The 14,441-nt window shown below is 32.7% G+C and carries 12 protein-coding genes; 8 read left to right on the top strand and 4 right to left on the bottom strand.

Annotated features, from left to right (window positions below):
• Positions 1–25 precede the first annotated feature (25 nt).
• Positions 26–658: a hypothetical protein gene (locus tag LNQ49_RS11060; RefSeq protein WP_229988871.1), complete on the bottom strand. Its 633-nt coding sequence runs from the start codon at positions 656–658 to the stop codon at positions 26–28.
• Between the two features lie 347 nt (positions 659–1,005).
• Between LNQ49_RS11060 and LNQ49_RS11055 the strand changes: the two genes are divergently transcribed.
• The 5 genes from LNQ49_RS11055 to LNQ49_RS11035 all read left to right on the top strand — a co-directional run bounded on the left by LNQ49_RS11055 (position 1,006) and on the right by LNQ49_RS11035 (position 4,957).
• Positions 1,006–1,497 carry a nuclear transport factor 2 family protein gene (locus LNQ49_RS11055; protein ID WP_229988870.1) on the top strand — a complete coding sequence of 164 codons (492 nt, stop codon included), beginning with the start codon at positions 1,006–1,008 and terminating at the stop codon, positions 1,495–1,497.
• Between the two features lie 243 nt (positions 1,498–1,740).
• Positions 1,741–3,108 carry an ammonium transporter gene (locus LNQ49_RS11050; protein WP_229988869.1) on the top strand — a complete coding sequence of 456 codons (1,368 nt, stop codon included), beginning with the start codon at positions 1,741–1,743 and terminating at the stop codon, positions 3,106–3,108.
• A 137-nt stretch (positions 3,109–3,245) separates the two neighbouring features.
• Positions 3,246–3,923, top strand: a complete 678-nt coding sequence (gene trmB / locus LNQ49_RS11045) for a tRNA (guanosine(46)-N7)-methyltransferase TrmB (RefSeq protein ID WP_229988868.1) — start codon at positions 3,246–3,248, stop codon at positions 3,921–3,923.
• Positions 3,924–3,973: 50 nt separating this feature from the next.
• The gene (locus tag LNQ49_RS11040; protein WP_229988867.1) at positions 3,974–4,609 is read left to right on the top strand and encodes a LysE family transporter; all 636 of its coding nucleotides are present in this window, start codon (positions 3,974–3,976) and stop codon (positions 4,607–4,609) included.
• Between the two features lie 21 nt (positions 4,610–4,630).
• A complete protein-coding gene (locus tag LNQ49_RS11035) occupies positions 4,631–4,957 on the top strand; it encodes an MGMT family protein (protein WP_229988866.1) in 327 nt (108 codons plus the stop codon).
• A 163-nt stretch (positions 4,958–5,120) separates the two neighbouring features.
• Here the strand turns inward: LNQ49_RS11035 and LNQ49_RS11030 are convergent, their stop codons facing one another.
• Positions 5,121–6,446, bottom strand: a complete 1,326-nt coding sequence (locus LNQ49_RS11030) for a sensor histidine kinase (protein WP_229988865.1) — start codon at positions 6,444–6,446, stop codon at positions 5,121–5,123.
• Entirely contained in the window at positions 6,446–7,795 is a 1,350-nt protein-coding gene (locus LNQ49_RS11025) for a sigma-54-dependent transcriptional regulator (protein WP_229988864.1), read from the bottom strand. The genes LNQ49_RS11030 and LNQ49_RS11025 overlap by 1 nt, the downstream gene beginning before the upstream one ends.
• 158 nt (positions 7,796–7,953) lie before the next feature.
• On the opposite strand from LNQ49_RS11025, the gene LNQ49_RS11020 reads away from it, so the two are divergent.
• The 3 genes from LNQ49_RS11020 (at position 7,954) to LNQ49_RS11010 (ending at position 12,529) form a co-directional block, all read left to right on the top strand.
• Positions 7,954–9,198 carry an efflux RND transporter periplasmic adaptor subunit gene (locus LNQ49_RS11020; RefSeq protein WP_229988863.1) on the top strand — a complete coding sequence of 415 codons (1,245 nt, stop codon included), beginning with the start codon at positions 7,954–7,956 and terminating at the stop codon, positions 9,196–9,198.
• A gap of 81 nt (positions 9,199–9,279) precedes the next feature.
• The gene (locus tag LNQ49_RS11015; RefSeq protein WP_229988861.1) at positions 9,280–9,981 is read left to right on the top strand and encodes an ABC transporter ATP-binding protein; all 702 of its coding nucleotides are present in this window, start codon (positions 9,280–9,282) and stop codon (positions 9,979–9,981) included.
• Between the two features lie 115 nt (positions 9,982–10,096).
• Positions 10,097–12,529 (top strand): ABC transporter permease, encoded by a 2,433-nt coding sequence (locus tag LNQ49_RS11010; protein ID WP_229988860.1) that lies wholly within the window; start codon positions 10,097–10,099, stop codon positions 12,527–12,529.
• 161 nt (positions 12,530–12,690) lie between these two features.
• Here LNQ49_RS11010 and LNQ49_RS11005 read toward each other — a convergent pair whose 3' ends face one another.
• A complete protein-coding gene (locus LNQ49_RS11005; RefSeq protein ID WP_229988859.1) occupies positions 12,691–14,304 on the bottom strand; it encodes a L,D-transpeptidase family protein in 1,614 nt (537 codons plus the stop codon).
• Between the last annotated feature and the right edge of the window lie 137 nt (positions 14,305–14,441).

The raw sequence follows: 14,441 nt of genomic DNA, 5'->3' as shown, positions 1-14,441 counted from the left end.
GGTTTTTATTTTATGATAAGTTGGTTTATGACTTTGGTAATGCAGCACCTACGGCAATATCGCAACGGTGTCCTTCTTGTCCGTGTGGAGGATTCATTCCTGGAGCAGTTGCATCAGTATTTGGTGCAGGAAGAGGAAGAGCCATTTGTTGGCTAACGGTTCCTGACTGAGATTGTGTTTGCTGAGTAGTTGTTTTTGGAGCAGCAGAGTTTAATGGTGCGCCTACTGCAATATCACAACGATGTCCTTTTTGTCCATGAGGAGGATTCATTCCTTTGACAGTAGTAGTTGTTGCTTGAGTAGTTGCTGTATTTGTTACTACAGTTGTTGTAGGAGCAGTTTGAGTTGTGGTTGTGGTTTGCTGTGTTGTTTGTGCTGGAGCAGCAGAATTTAATGGGGCTCCAACTGCAATATCACAACGGTGACCAGGTTGTCCATGAGCAGGATTAATTCCTCCAGTAGCACCCATTACAGTGTTTGGATTAGCTACTGGCGCTGGTGTTTGAACTGCTGAATTTACTTTTGTCGTGTCTTGTGCTAATCCTAGTTTTACCAATTCAGATGCAGGAGTGCTTTCTTGAGGTTCTAATTCTTTTTTACAAGAAACTAAAAGGATTGAGGAAATGATTAACGAGCTTATAAAGATTTTCGAATTCATGTGTAATTATTTTAAAGTTCTCAAATATACTCGTTTTTTTAATTTGTATTTGTTAAAAAGTGTTAGTGTTTAGTTTTGTTTCAAGTTTAAGGTTTCAAGTTTTCCTATTGTGACTTAAAACTGCGATTGCTCATTTTTGTTTCAGGTTTCAGGTTAAAATAAACATTGCGAGCTTTGCGGTTAATTTTTTTTGCCACAGATTATAAGGATTAGAATGATTTCTACTGCGACTGAAAACTGATAGCAGCTACTGTTTACTTTGTTTCAAGCTCTGCGACTGAAAACTGAAAACCTTTTACTATTTATATTCCAATTTTCTTAACTTTAAAAACAAATAATCTTATACTATGAAAAAAATAATTGTATTACTGGTATTCATTACCTCTTTTGCGAAAGCACAAACTTCTGATACTGATAAAATCAACAAAACCCTTGATGCTTGGCATAAAGCAGCTGCCGATGCTAGTTTTGAGCCTTATTTTGCTTTGATGGCTAATGATGCTATTTTTATTGGAACAGATGCAACAGAAAATTGGAACAAAGCCGATTTTAAAGTTTGGGCGAAGCCTTTCTTTGATAGAGGAAAAGCTTGGAACTTCACAGCATTAGAGCGTCATGTCTTTTTTGATAAAACTGGAAAAACAGCTTGGTTTGATGAATTGCTTGATACGCAAATGAAAGTTTGCCGCGGATCGGGAGTTATGGTAAAAGAAGGAAAAGAATGGAAAGTAAAGCATTATGTCTTGTCTATGACTATTCCAAATGATAATGTGGATGAAGTTGTCAAAATAAAAACACCGATAGAGGATTCTATAATTACGAAACTTAAGAAAAAGTAAGTAAAGGATTCGTTTTTAGACTTTTGAAAGCTGAGGTTCGAATTTTGTTATAATAGTATTGATAATTTGATATCTTAATTAGAACCTCAAAATGGTATACTCTCAATAAAAGGCTTTTAAAATTGTAATATTGATTATAATTTAGTAGCAAGTGCTATTTTTTTAATACTTAAAAAGCAAAATATTTGTTTTTTTATAACTTTGACCCCTATAAAAATAGGGTTGAAGTAAAGTATTTTAAAAATGAAAATAGAAAAGCGCTGGATTATCTCTTTTATTATTATAAGTATTGTATGTATAACAGGTGCGTTTTGGCCAACGGTTAGCGGAACAGATTATGTTTTTTCAGAATTTGGAACTACAGATCATATTGTTCCTGCCGATGTGGCTTGGATGCTTACTTCATGCTGCTTAGTTTTGATTATGACACCTGGTCTTTCCTTTTTTTATGGAGGAATGGTTGGGAAAAAGAATGTAATCTCTACCATGCTTCAAAGTTTTATTTGCTTAGGAGTAGTGACACTTTTGTGGGTAGTAGTAGGTTTTAGTCTTGCTTTTGGTGAACCAATAGGAATTCATTCAGGGGGAAATTTTTATAGCTTCGTAGGAAATCCAACAACATTTGCCTTTATGGATTATGTGGGAGTTTTGCCTCATAAGCAATTGGCAAATACGATTCCGTTTATGTTGTTTGCTTTGTTTCAAATGAAGTTTGCAGTGATAGCACCAGCAATTATTACAGGTTCATTTGCTGAAAGAGTTCGTTTTATCTCATACTTACTTTTTATATGTTTGTTCACCATATTTATTTATGCTCCTTTATGTCATGCCGTTTGGTATCCTACAGGAATCTTGGGAACCTATTTTGGAGTTAAAGATTTTGCAGGTGGAACAGTAGTGCATATGAGTGCTGGTTTTGCAGCACTAGCCGGAGTTTTGGTTTTAGGAAAAAGAAAAAATAGCCGACATATACCTACCAATATTCCTTTTGTGTTATTGGGAACAGGAATGTTATGGTTTGGGTGGTTTGGTTTTAATGCAGGTTCAGCTTTAGCCGCAAATGGAGTGGCAGCAATGGCCTTTGCTACAACAACAACTGCATCTGCAGCAGCAATGTTAACTTGGGTGTTTTTTGATAGAATCAACGGACGTAAAGTATCTGCTTTAGGGGCATGTATAGGAGCAGTTGTAGGGTTGGTTTCGATTACTCCAGCAGCAGGATTTATATCAGTACCAGAAAGTATGTTTTTTGGATTTAGTGCGGCATTGGTTTCAAATATGGTAGTAAATGCTACTTTCTTAAAGAAAATTGATGATACACTTGATGTATTTGCTTGTCACGGTGTGGGAGGGATCATGGGAATGATTCTTACTGCAATCTTTGCACATGGCGAAAAAGCAAGTTTGCTTCATGGCGGATGGATGGTTTTTGCACATCATATGATGGCATTGGTTCTGGTTTCTATATTTACTTTCTTTGGAGCCTACCTGCTATTTAAATTGACAAATCTAATTATTCCAATGCGAGTATCAGAGGAGTCAGAACACATCGGATTGGATTTATCTCAACATGATGAAACATTAGAGCCCAAAATAAAAAGTGCCATTTAATTATAGCCTTTTACAAAGAAAACCACATCAAATACTTTTGTAGAAAAAAGCCGTTAGATGAGGTTTTTTTCATTTTTGAAATCCAATGCGATTCATTCGTTTATATTCCTTAATTTTGCCGAAATATTTGTAAAAAAGTGGGAAGTAAAAATAAACTAAAGAGATTCAAGGAAAACGAAACATTTGATAACGTTTTTCAACCAACGAGAGAAGAAGTTGTAGGCGATTTATTTCCGCTTAAAGGGAAATGGAATAAAGACTTCTTTAAGAATGATAATCCGTTGGTACTTGAATTAGGTTGTGGAAAAGGAGAGTATTCAGTAGGATTAGCGGAGAGATATCCAAACAAGAACTTTGTTGGAATCGATATAAAAGGAGCTCGTTTCTGGCGTGGTGCTAAAACTGCTGTTGAAACAGGTTTACACAATGTTGCTTTTATTCGTACTCAAATCGAATTGATAAACCATATTTTTGCCGAAAATGAAGTAGATGAAATCTGGATTACTTTTCCAGATCCACAAATAAAATACAAACGTACTAAGCACCGAATGACTAATTCGGAATTCTTGCAGTTGTATAAAAAAATCCTTAAAAAAGATGGTGTTGTAAATTTAAAAACGGATAGTGAATTTATGCATGGTTATACCCTAGGGTTGTTACATGGAGAAGGTCATGAGGTTTTATATGCAAATCATAATGTATACGTAAATGAGGGAAGCCCAGAAGAGGTAACTGCTTTTCAAACATTTTATGAGAAGCAATACTTAGAAATTAATAAGGCAATTACGTATATTCGTTTCAAAATTAAAGCGTAGCTCTTTTTTTAATTCCCAATGCCCATTTTTTAATACATGATACGTAGCGCATGACATTTATTATCCCTTTAATTTTAGGTTTTATTACGGCTTTTATTGGTATTATTCCACCAGGATTAATAAATATGACGGCAGCCAAAGTGAATTTAAAAGAAGGGAAAAAAAATGCATTGTGGTTCGTTGCTGGGGCAGTACTTATTATTTTCTGTCAAGTATATTTGGCGATTTTATCGGCAAGGATTATCGATCAGCGACCAGATGTTGTAATCTTATTACGTGAAATAGGTTTTGTAATTTTTGCAATCTTAACAATTTACTTTCTTTGGATTGCAAAAGAACCAAAGAAGAAGAAAAACAAGATTAAAAATAATAGCAAGAAAAGCCGTTTCTTTTTAGGGATGTTGCTTTCAGCACTTAATTTTTTTCCAATCCCGTATTACGTTTTTGTTAGTGTTACACTAGCATCGTATAAACTATTTTTGTTTGAGAACCATTTTATATCAGTTTTTGTAACAGGGGCAGTTTTGGGGTCGTTTACGGTTTTTTACTGTTATATTGCTTTCTTTCAAAAGATAGAGCAGAAAACAGATTATATACTTAAAAACATGAATATTATTATCGGAAGTATCACAGGAGTAATTTCGATAATTACACTTTTCAATATCATACGGTATTATTTCGCTTAGTTTTTACTTAAAAATAAAGCCATGGCAGAGGAGAATTTTTTCGAAAGGGTTTATGTGATTGCAAGGCAAATTCCGTACGGAAAAGTTACTTCGTATGGAGCTATTGCAAAAGCATTGGGAACTGCACGTTCCGCAAGAATGGTGGGTTGGGCAATGAATGCTTGTCATAATATGGATGATGTTCCCGCGCATCGTGTCGTAAACAGAAAGGGATTGCTTAGTGGTAAACATCACTTTGATGGAACAAACCTGATGCAGCAATTACTCGAAAATGAAGGTATCGAAGTAAAAGACAATCAGATAGTAGATTTCGAAAAACATTTTTGGCAACCGGAAATAGAGATATAGTCTGTTTTAGTCTTCAGTTTCTAGTTTCCAGTTAAAAAGTACTTTGCTAATAATTTTAAAGTCTTATACTGTGACTGCAAACTGCGACTGTTTTTTATTCCAACTTCCATACTGCGACTGATAACTGTGACTGCAAACCGAGACTAAATCCTGCGACTGCAAACTAAATCAAGCAAATCACAAAATTAGTTTTATTGTCATCGGTTTGGTAGCTTAAATAGCCCCCATGAGCTTCAATAATATTCTTTGAAAGAGTAAGACCAATTCCTGCACCTTCTTTTCGGGTTGTAAAAAAAGGAAGGAATATTTTATTTCTTATTTCAGGATCAATTCCTTTTCCGGTATCAGAGATTGTAATGAAAAAACGATTGTTTTCGTTCAATGCTGATAAGAATATCTTCTTTTCATGTTTATCCTTTAAAGCAAAAATACTGTTGGTAATCAAGTTGATAATTACTTGTTCCATTTGACTCTTATCTATGAAAATAGAACGAGAGCTGTTAATGCTGTTTATTAATTCAATTCCTTGTTCTTTTAAAATTGGCGACATGATTTTTAGGCAATCATTAAAAAGAGCATTAATCGATGTTGGTTTTTTATTAGGGGTAGGCAACATAGTTAGTTTTCGGTAGTTTTCTACAAAAACTTGTAAATGATCGCTACGGTTTATAATAGTAGATATACTATTTTTGATATCTTCAAAATCATCTTCTTCGAGTTTTTCCTGATCTATTATTTGAAGTAAATTTTGTGAAAGTGAGCGAATTGGTGTTAGGGAATTCATTAATTCATGTGATATGACTTTCATTAAAGTAATCCAAGCTTCTTTTTCTTTTTTGTCAATAACACGCTGGATACTGTCTAGTAGAATAATAAAGTATTCTTTGTTTAATGACTTTGTAAGTGAAGTTTGTAGAGTGAAGGTTTGCAAATCCTGTTGTTCAATCTTGACACTGATAGCCGTTTTTAGCTCACTAAAATGTGAGTTTTCAATTTCTTCACAAAGCGATGGAAGGTAATTTTTAAGATAATTCCAATGACTCACTTTAGGGACATTAAATAAGGAAGAGAAATAATCATTCATTAAGAATATATTCCAATCGTTACCATCTTTTTCTAGAATTAAAGTAGCGGTGTCTATATTATTTAAAATAGAGCGATAAATCAATTCTTTAGAAATTTGTTCTTGTTGCTTTTCTTTTAGAGTAGTGTATAAAAGAGCAAGATTCTTAAAACTGCCTTTTTTTTCTTCTTCAGGAAAATTAGTTGAGTAATCATTCTGAAGAATTGAAAGAATAGTTTTGTCGTAAAAGCTAGTTTTTATTTTGATGAAAGAATACATTTCTATCAATGCAATAATAACTACAACAGCAGTCAATACACTATTGTAGTACAGTTCTTTTTGTGCTAGATATAGAGCGATAAAAAGGATGATTATAACAATAAAAACCCGTAAAAATAAGAGGTTGTAGAATTTCCAGTTTTTCATTATTCAATATTTTTTAAACCATATTTTTCAATTCTACGGTAGAGAGAAGCTCTAGACAGCCCTAATTCTTCGGCAGTTTTACTAATGTTTCTGTTGTTTTTAAATAAAGATTTTTCAATAGCATTTTTCTCTATTTCTGATAATGGATTTTCGTCATCCATTAGAATGTCTTCAAAGTCGAGAATATCTAAATCATTTACAGTAATGATATTATTTTCAGATAAAATTAAGGCCCTTTCAATCTTATTTTCCATCTCACGGATGTTTCCTTTCCATGGATATTTTTCTAGATATGTGGCGACATTATTATCAAAAACGATATCGGTCTGATTGTATTTTTCTCCAATCTCATTAAGAAGATACTCAGCCATTGGTACAATATCGTCTTTTCGTTCACGCAAAGGAGGTAAAGTAATTTCCATAGTATTGATGCGATACAATAAATCTTCACGGAATGTTTTGTTTATTACTTCAGCTTTTATGTCGCTATTAGTAGCGGCTATAATACGCACGTTTAAAGGTCTGGTTTTACTTTCGCCTAAGCGGGTTACCGATTTAGTTTGTAAAATATGTAGTAGTTTTGATTGTAAGTGTAAAGGGATATTCCCAATTTCGTCTAGAAAAATAGTTCCTTCACTTGCAGCTTCAAATCGACCAGGAGTATCAGTCTGGGCATCTGTAAATGCACCTTTGGCATAACCGAACAGTTCACTTTCGAATAAATTATTGCTTAAAGAGCCTAAATCAACATGAACAAAAGGCTTGTCTTTTCGTTGCGAATTTTGATGGATGTGTTGTGCGAAAACAAATTTACCAGTTCCGTTTTCTCCTAAAATAAGCACATTGGCATCCGTTTTGGCTACTTTGTCAGCAATTGTATATGCGCGTTTTATCTTATCAGAAGATCCAGTGAAATATTTTTTCTCTTCAGACTTTAGGATTGTTTTTTTTGATTTTTTTCGACTTTCATTAACAGCATTGTCAATTGTAACTAATAGTTTCTCGTTATTCCAAGGTTTTAGAACATAATCAAAAGCACCTATTTTTATGCCTTCTACAGCAGTTTCTATTTTTCCAAAAGCAGTCATCAAAATAACAACCGTTTGGGGTGATAATAATTGAATTTCTTTGAGCCAATGAATTCCTTCGCGTCCATCTTCAAAGCCAATACGATAATTCATGTCTAATAAAACGACATCAATCGGATTTTCAGATAAAAGTGAGATGATTTTTTTTGGGTCATTTGCAGTGAAAATAGATTCAAAATGTTTTTTTAGAATCATTTTTACCGAAAAAAGAATTTCTTCCTGATCATCGACAACTAATATATTGGCTTGTTTTTTTCGCATGATATGTTTTTTTGTTCGGTTGTGAACGGTCAACTGTTCATTATCGAACAGTAGATTTTTTTATGAATTCTGAATGACTTTGCAAACCAGTGTTTTACAAAATATAATTCTTCTGGCACAGTATTTACTTATTGGTAATCAGTAAACTATTAAACAACATGGACAAAGTAATTCCTCGTAAAAGTAAAAAAATTAGGTATCTGGCAATAGGAATCGGAGCTTTTTTAGCATTGGCTATTGTAGTCTTTTTTTCTTTTAACAAAAAAAGAAGTCTGAATGTTAAGGCAGATGAACTTATTGTAAAAACTGTTGAAACAGATTTCTTTGAAGATTTTATGGTTTTTCAAGCAAAAGTGGAACCTTTGAATGTTATGTTGGTAAATATAACCGAAGGTGGTTCTGTTAAGGAAATATTTGTTGAAAATGGGGCAACAGTTGTTAAGGGACAGTCATTGGCTCGATTGTATAATCCGAATACAGAACTTAATTATCTTACACAGGAAACAGCAATTATAGAACAAATTAATAATCTGAATACTGGTAAATTGAACATTAGAAATCAAGAGTTGAATTTGACTAAAGATTTAGTTGCAATAGAACATGATTATAATGATGCTAAACGGTTGTATGATATGAATTCTAAATTGTATGAGAAGGATGTGATTTCTAGAAATGATTGGAATGCATTTAAAGAAAGTTTGCGTTTTCAGGATGAGCGAAAAAAAACAATTCAGCAAAGCATTCAAAAAGAGAAGCAAACTAACTCATTGCAGATTTCACAAATCAATCGTTCCATTCAAACTATGGAAAAGAGTTTGGATATTTTGAGAAATAATAAAAAGAACTTTTTGATAACAGCACCAGAATCGGGAAGACTAACTTCATTTCAGCCAGTTTTAGGAAAGACATTTCAAGCGGGAGAAAGTATAGGAAGAATAGATTCCAGACAAGGTTATAAATTGGTAGCAGAAGTAGATGAGTTTTATTTGGAAAAAATGCGTGAAGGTCTAAAAGGAGAAGTTGACTATCAGGGAAAGACACTAGAAGTAATCGTAACGAAAGTAATTCCAGAAGTTAAAAGTGGTCATTTTTCAGTCGAATTAAATTTTGTTTCGAAGGATAAAATTGCTTTGCAGGACGGATTAAGCTTTGGAATAAAATTAATTTTATCAGAGAGAAATAAAATCCTTGTTTTGCCAAAAGGAAGTTTTAATCAGGAAACAGCGGGAAAATGGATTTTTGTTATAAATGGAAACAAAGCCGATAAAAGAGTAATCAAATTGGGTAGAGAAAATCCTTCGTATTATGAAGTTTTAGGCGGATTAAAAGAAGGAGAAAAAGTAATAACATCTTCTTATTCGGATTATAGAGACATAGAAGAGCTTTCAATAAAGACTAAATAATTAAAAAAATAGAGTTCAATCATCAATCATCAATCATCAATCAAAAAACACAATCAATAACAACTAATTATTTTAAAAAACATGATAACAATACAAGATTTAACTAGAGTTTTTAGAACAGAAGAAGTAGAAACTGCGGCATTAAGTGGTATTAATTTGAAAATTAAAAAAGGAGATTTTTTAACCATTATGGGGCCTTCAGGATGTGGAAAATCGACTTTGCTTAATATAATCGGACTCCTAGATAGTGCAAGTGGTGGGAGTTATAAGTTGTTGGATAACGAAATGATAGGTCTTAAAGAAAAAGGAAGAGCTGTTGTTCGTAAAGAAAATATAGGGTTTATTTTTCAAAACTTTAATCTTATTGATGAGCTTTCAGTTTATGATAATATAGAGCTGCCCTTGATTTATAATAATGTAAAGACATCAGAAAGAAAACAAAAAGTAGAAGCAATTGCTGAGAAGTTAAATATCTCTCATCGATTGAAACACTTTCCTCAACAACTATCAGGAGGACAACAACAGCGTGTTGCAGTTGCAAGAGCTTTGGTAAATGACCCTAAGATTATCTTGGCCGATGAGCCAACAGGGAATTTAGATAGTAAAAATGGAAATGAAGTTATGGAACTTTTAACCGATTTGCATGCCAAAGGAGCAACAATACTTATGGTAACACATTCGGATTACGACGCCTCTTTTTCGCAAAAAACGATTCATATGAAAGATGGGGTTGTTTTTTCGGAAAAGCTAAATCAAAGAAATGTAGACGTTTTTAAAGTATAGAAATCATGATAAAATTGATAACAATAGTAATTATAGTGGTGATAGAGTTTTGTAAAACGTTGTTTTTATAAATTATTGATACTAATCAAACCAACCAAATTATACATAAAATAGGATGATACTTAACTGGATAAAAATATTTGTTTACCATTTAAAACAAAACAAACTGTTTTCGTTTTTAAATGTATTGGGATTAAGCATAGGGATTGCAGGAGTTATTTTTGCAATATTATATTGGAATGATGAGAATTCATACGATCAGTGGAATCCAGAAAAGGAGAACGTTTATCAGGTTCTCAACAACATGGGAGATGAAACAGGAAATATATGGAATTCTAGTCCTATTCCGTTTGGAATAACATCTAAGGCTACAATTCCAGAAATTGAATACATTACTTTCTTTGATAGTTGGTACTATGAAGATGTACTTAAATATCAAAATCAAAAATGGATGGGTAAAAAAATCATAGTTGCCGATTATGATTTTTTTGAAATATTCCCATTCCCAATTGTTAAAGGTGCTAAAAAAGATATTCTGAAAGAGAAAAATAGTGTTGCAATTTCGGAAGATGAAGCAAAAGTGGTTTTTAAAAATGAAGACCCTATCGGGAAAACGATTATCAATGATGGAAATATTTTTATCGTAAAAGCGGTTTATAAAATCATGAGACCATCTTCTGTTGAGCCTAATTATGTTTTTGGAGGGCTTATCAAGGAAGGAGATTTGGGGAGTTGGGGGAATTTTAATCATACTCTTTGCGTAAAAGTGAAAAAAGGAACAGATGCAGGAACTCTTTTAAAGAAAATGCAGCATGTTAATTTTGTTAATCGAACAATGAAAGATGCTAAAGAAAACGGGCAGACAGTTGAACAGTATATAAAAGAAAATGGCGCAATTACAGTTATTCTTGATCAGCTTAAAACGGCACGACTTTATGGTGTAGGTTCTAGTGTTGGAGGGAGTTATCCTGAAGGAAGGGGAGATCTACAATTATTGTATATTATGGTAGGTTTGTCTGGGCTTATTTTGGCTTTGTCTTTGGTGAACTACATTAATTTAGCAACAGCATCTGCAATTAAGAGAGCTAAAGAAGTTGGTGTTCGAAAAATCGTTGGGGCAAATAAATCTCAAATCGTATTACAGTTTATTTTTGAAACGGCTATAATTGTTATTTTGGCTATCCTTTTAGCGTTAGCTATCGTAGAGTTGTCTTTGCCTTTTTATAATGATTTTTTGGGGAAAGCCCTCATTATGAATGGAGTTGAATTTTATCTGCAAATTATTTTTATTTTTATTGCTGTAATTGTTCTTGCGGGTATATTTCCAGCAGTTTATGTAGCTAATTTTGAAACATTGAAGGTTTTAAGAGGGAATTTTTCAAGAAGCAAAAGTGGTATTTGGATAAGAAACTCAATGTTGATTTTTCAATTTACAATTGCTGCTTTTTTTATTATAGGAGCATTAATCGTTTATTCTCAGGTAAATTATATGATGAATAAAGATTTAGGTTTTAGCGGAAGTCAAGTTATCAGCGTTTCGTTTAATTACCCAGATCGAGAAAAAAGACTAGAGAAATATTTTACAACCAAACAGGAATTGATGAAAATGAAAGGGGTTGAGAATGTTTCTACTTTTGCAGGCTCTTTTGGAGAAGGAACAAATTCTAGTTCAGGATTCAAACACAATGGTGTTTTTATACAACCTGGAAACGTAGAGATGGATTTTGGTTTTCTTGAAATGATGAAAATTAAAATGGTTCAGGGGAGAGACTTGTCACCTAAGTATGCATCAGACAGTATAAATAATTGGTTGATAAATGAAACATGTGCTAAGGTATTAAATCTTAAAAATCCAATAAATACAGTTATTAGCTCAGGTTGGGGTAATAAAGATGGTAATATGAAATTTAAAGTTGTAGGTGTGGTAAAAGATTTTCACCTTACAGGATTTAAGAATAAAGTTCCACCAATGATTTTTGTTAATATTAAGACCTTAAAATGGAATAATTTAGGCAAAGTATATATAAAAGTTTCGCCTGAAAATCTAACAGAAACAATTTCTAAATTAGAGACTTATTGGAAAAAGAATGTGAATCCCGATTATCCTTTTAATTATCAATTTGTAGATAAAGCATTTGCAAAAACATACAAGGAGCAGGTGAAACAAAAAAACTTATTTTTTGTGCTTAATATGATTGTGATTGTTATCGCTATTTTTGGATTATTTGCTTTAGCATCATTTTCGATGGAAAGAAGATTGAAAGAAATTGCCATTAGAAAAACACTTGGTGCAGAAACGGATGTTTTGCTTAAAGAACTATCAAAACAATATGTGCTTTTTTGTTTGTTAGGCTTTGTGGTTGGAGTATTTCCTGCCTATTTCTTGCTTAGTAAATGGTTAGAGAATTTTGCCTTTAGAATTGATGTCCCTGTCTTGCCTTTTATTATTGCATTGATTGTGTTACTTTTCTTAACTTTGGTGATTGTTTTGGCAAAAGCATATCAAGTAACAAAAATAGATATACTTAAATATCTTAAATACGAATAATTAATCTGAGCAATTAATTAGAATTGAGTTTTGGTTCCCGACCCGACAGCATAACCGCTGGTCGGGTCTTTTTTTGGAACAAATAATATAGTATAATTGGCAAAATGTAATTATTTTTATGAGTATATGCCATTTTTAGAATTACACAGAGAGTTGTGTATTTAGTTGATTGTTTTATCAGGAAATAACAATGTAGATAAGCGACTATCTCTGTCATATACATCTTTGTAAAAACTAATCTCACCAGCATCATTTACCCAAGCAGTAAAATAACCAATGTAAACTGGGATTTTGGTTTTTAGCATGCAAACCGTTTCTTTCTCACCGCTCATAGCATTATTAATACGATCAATAGGCCAATCTGGATAATCTTTTAAAATAGCAACTGCTAAATCTTTGGCTTTTTGAACATTTATACAGCCATGACTAAATGCTCTGTCTTGAGCTAGAAATAAACTTTTTGCAGGAGTGTCGTGCATGTAGATGTCATTTGGATTCGGAAATAAAAATTTTACTAATCCTAACGAATTGTTAGGACCTGGCTTTTGTCTAATAGTTCCGTTATACCACTCCATGTTGTGATCTTTTAAATAATTCTTATCGGAAGCTATTACAGATTTCAACTCATTTTTAACAATGCTTTGAGGAACTGTCCAGTAAGGGCTAAAAACAATTCGATCCATTTTGCTGCTAAAAATCACTGTCTTATTTAATCTAGAGCCAACAAAAACGTCTGAAACCAATTCGTAAGCTCCGTTTTTTACATAAATCAGATGATAAGAAGGAATATTTACCATTACGTATTCCTTGCCATTTTCTAATTCTGCTGGAATCCATCGGCAACGCTCCATGTTTAACATAATTGTTCTTATGCGGTCCTCGATAGGTTCGTTCATTTGATCGATGTGTTCAGGGGTAATCTTGTAATTTAGAGCTAAGCCATATCTTCTTTTATAATTTAATACGGCATCCATCAGTTCTTGGTCATACACCTCTCTTTTGGAATCTTCTTTTAAATCTCCAATGACTACCAAGCGATGTCTGATTTGGCCAATAGTTTTTGAGCTATCAAGAGGTTTTAGTTCTTGTGCTGTTGGATCCATGGTTATTGGGTTCCAATCGTTGGCTTTTTGGATTTCACGATATTTGTTTAAAACATCACGTAATTTATAATATTGGCTAAATAAGCCAATTTTGTCTTTGTCTAATAATTTAGGGTCTACTAACAACGAATCTAATAGTTTGTCATAGGAGATGCTTTTTTTGGGTAAAAACCATCCTAAATCCTGAACTTTCTTTGCGTCGATTCCTTCGTAAACCTTGTTGGTGTAAAATACATATAAGGAAGTTAGTAATAGTTCAGTGTCAGTTTGGGAAGGTTTGTTAGTTTCGGTTTCATTAAATATTAAGTCTATTTGATCTTTGTAAGGCACAGTCGATTTTACACCTTCTTTTTCAAGCATGTTTACTTTTTGGTATAGCAAATGAGCAAATTCGATAAGCTCGTTATTGTCATGCCAGATCATTTTGTAATTTCGACTCTTATAAAGCTGATTTACATCTGATTGATATGTTGTGTATTTTGGGTAGTTTTTAAAAAAGGTAGCGATTGTAACATTATTAATCATAACAATTACTTTGCTATTATTAGATTTCTTATCGATTTTAAGAGAAGCATAAGATTCGATACGTAAACTGTTTTTTTTGTTGGAATTAAATGAAGTTAATGAAAAGGCCAACAGAAGAATTGCGGATAATAAAGTAATTTTTCTCATAATTATTTGATTAATACAGTGTCAAGTTTAAAAAAGACTGGCACTCAATGTCTTAATAAAGGTATGGAAAATTTAAACGCTATATTTAATAATATTATTTTTATAGATTATTAGATGACTGTTTTGTGACTTACAGA

The sequence above is a fragment of the Flavobacterium pisciphilum genome, assembly GCF_020905345.1.
GTDB lineage: Bacteria > Bacteroidota > Bacteroidia > Flavobacteriales > Flavobacteriaceae > Flavobacterium > Flavobacterium pisciphilum.
Note: the sequence above shows the minus strand (reverse complement) of the source record. Positions and strands in the feature narration are given on the sequence as shown.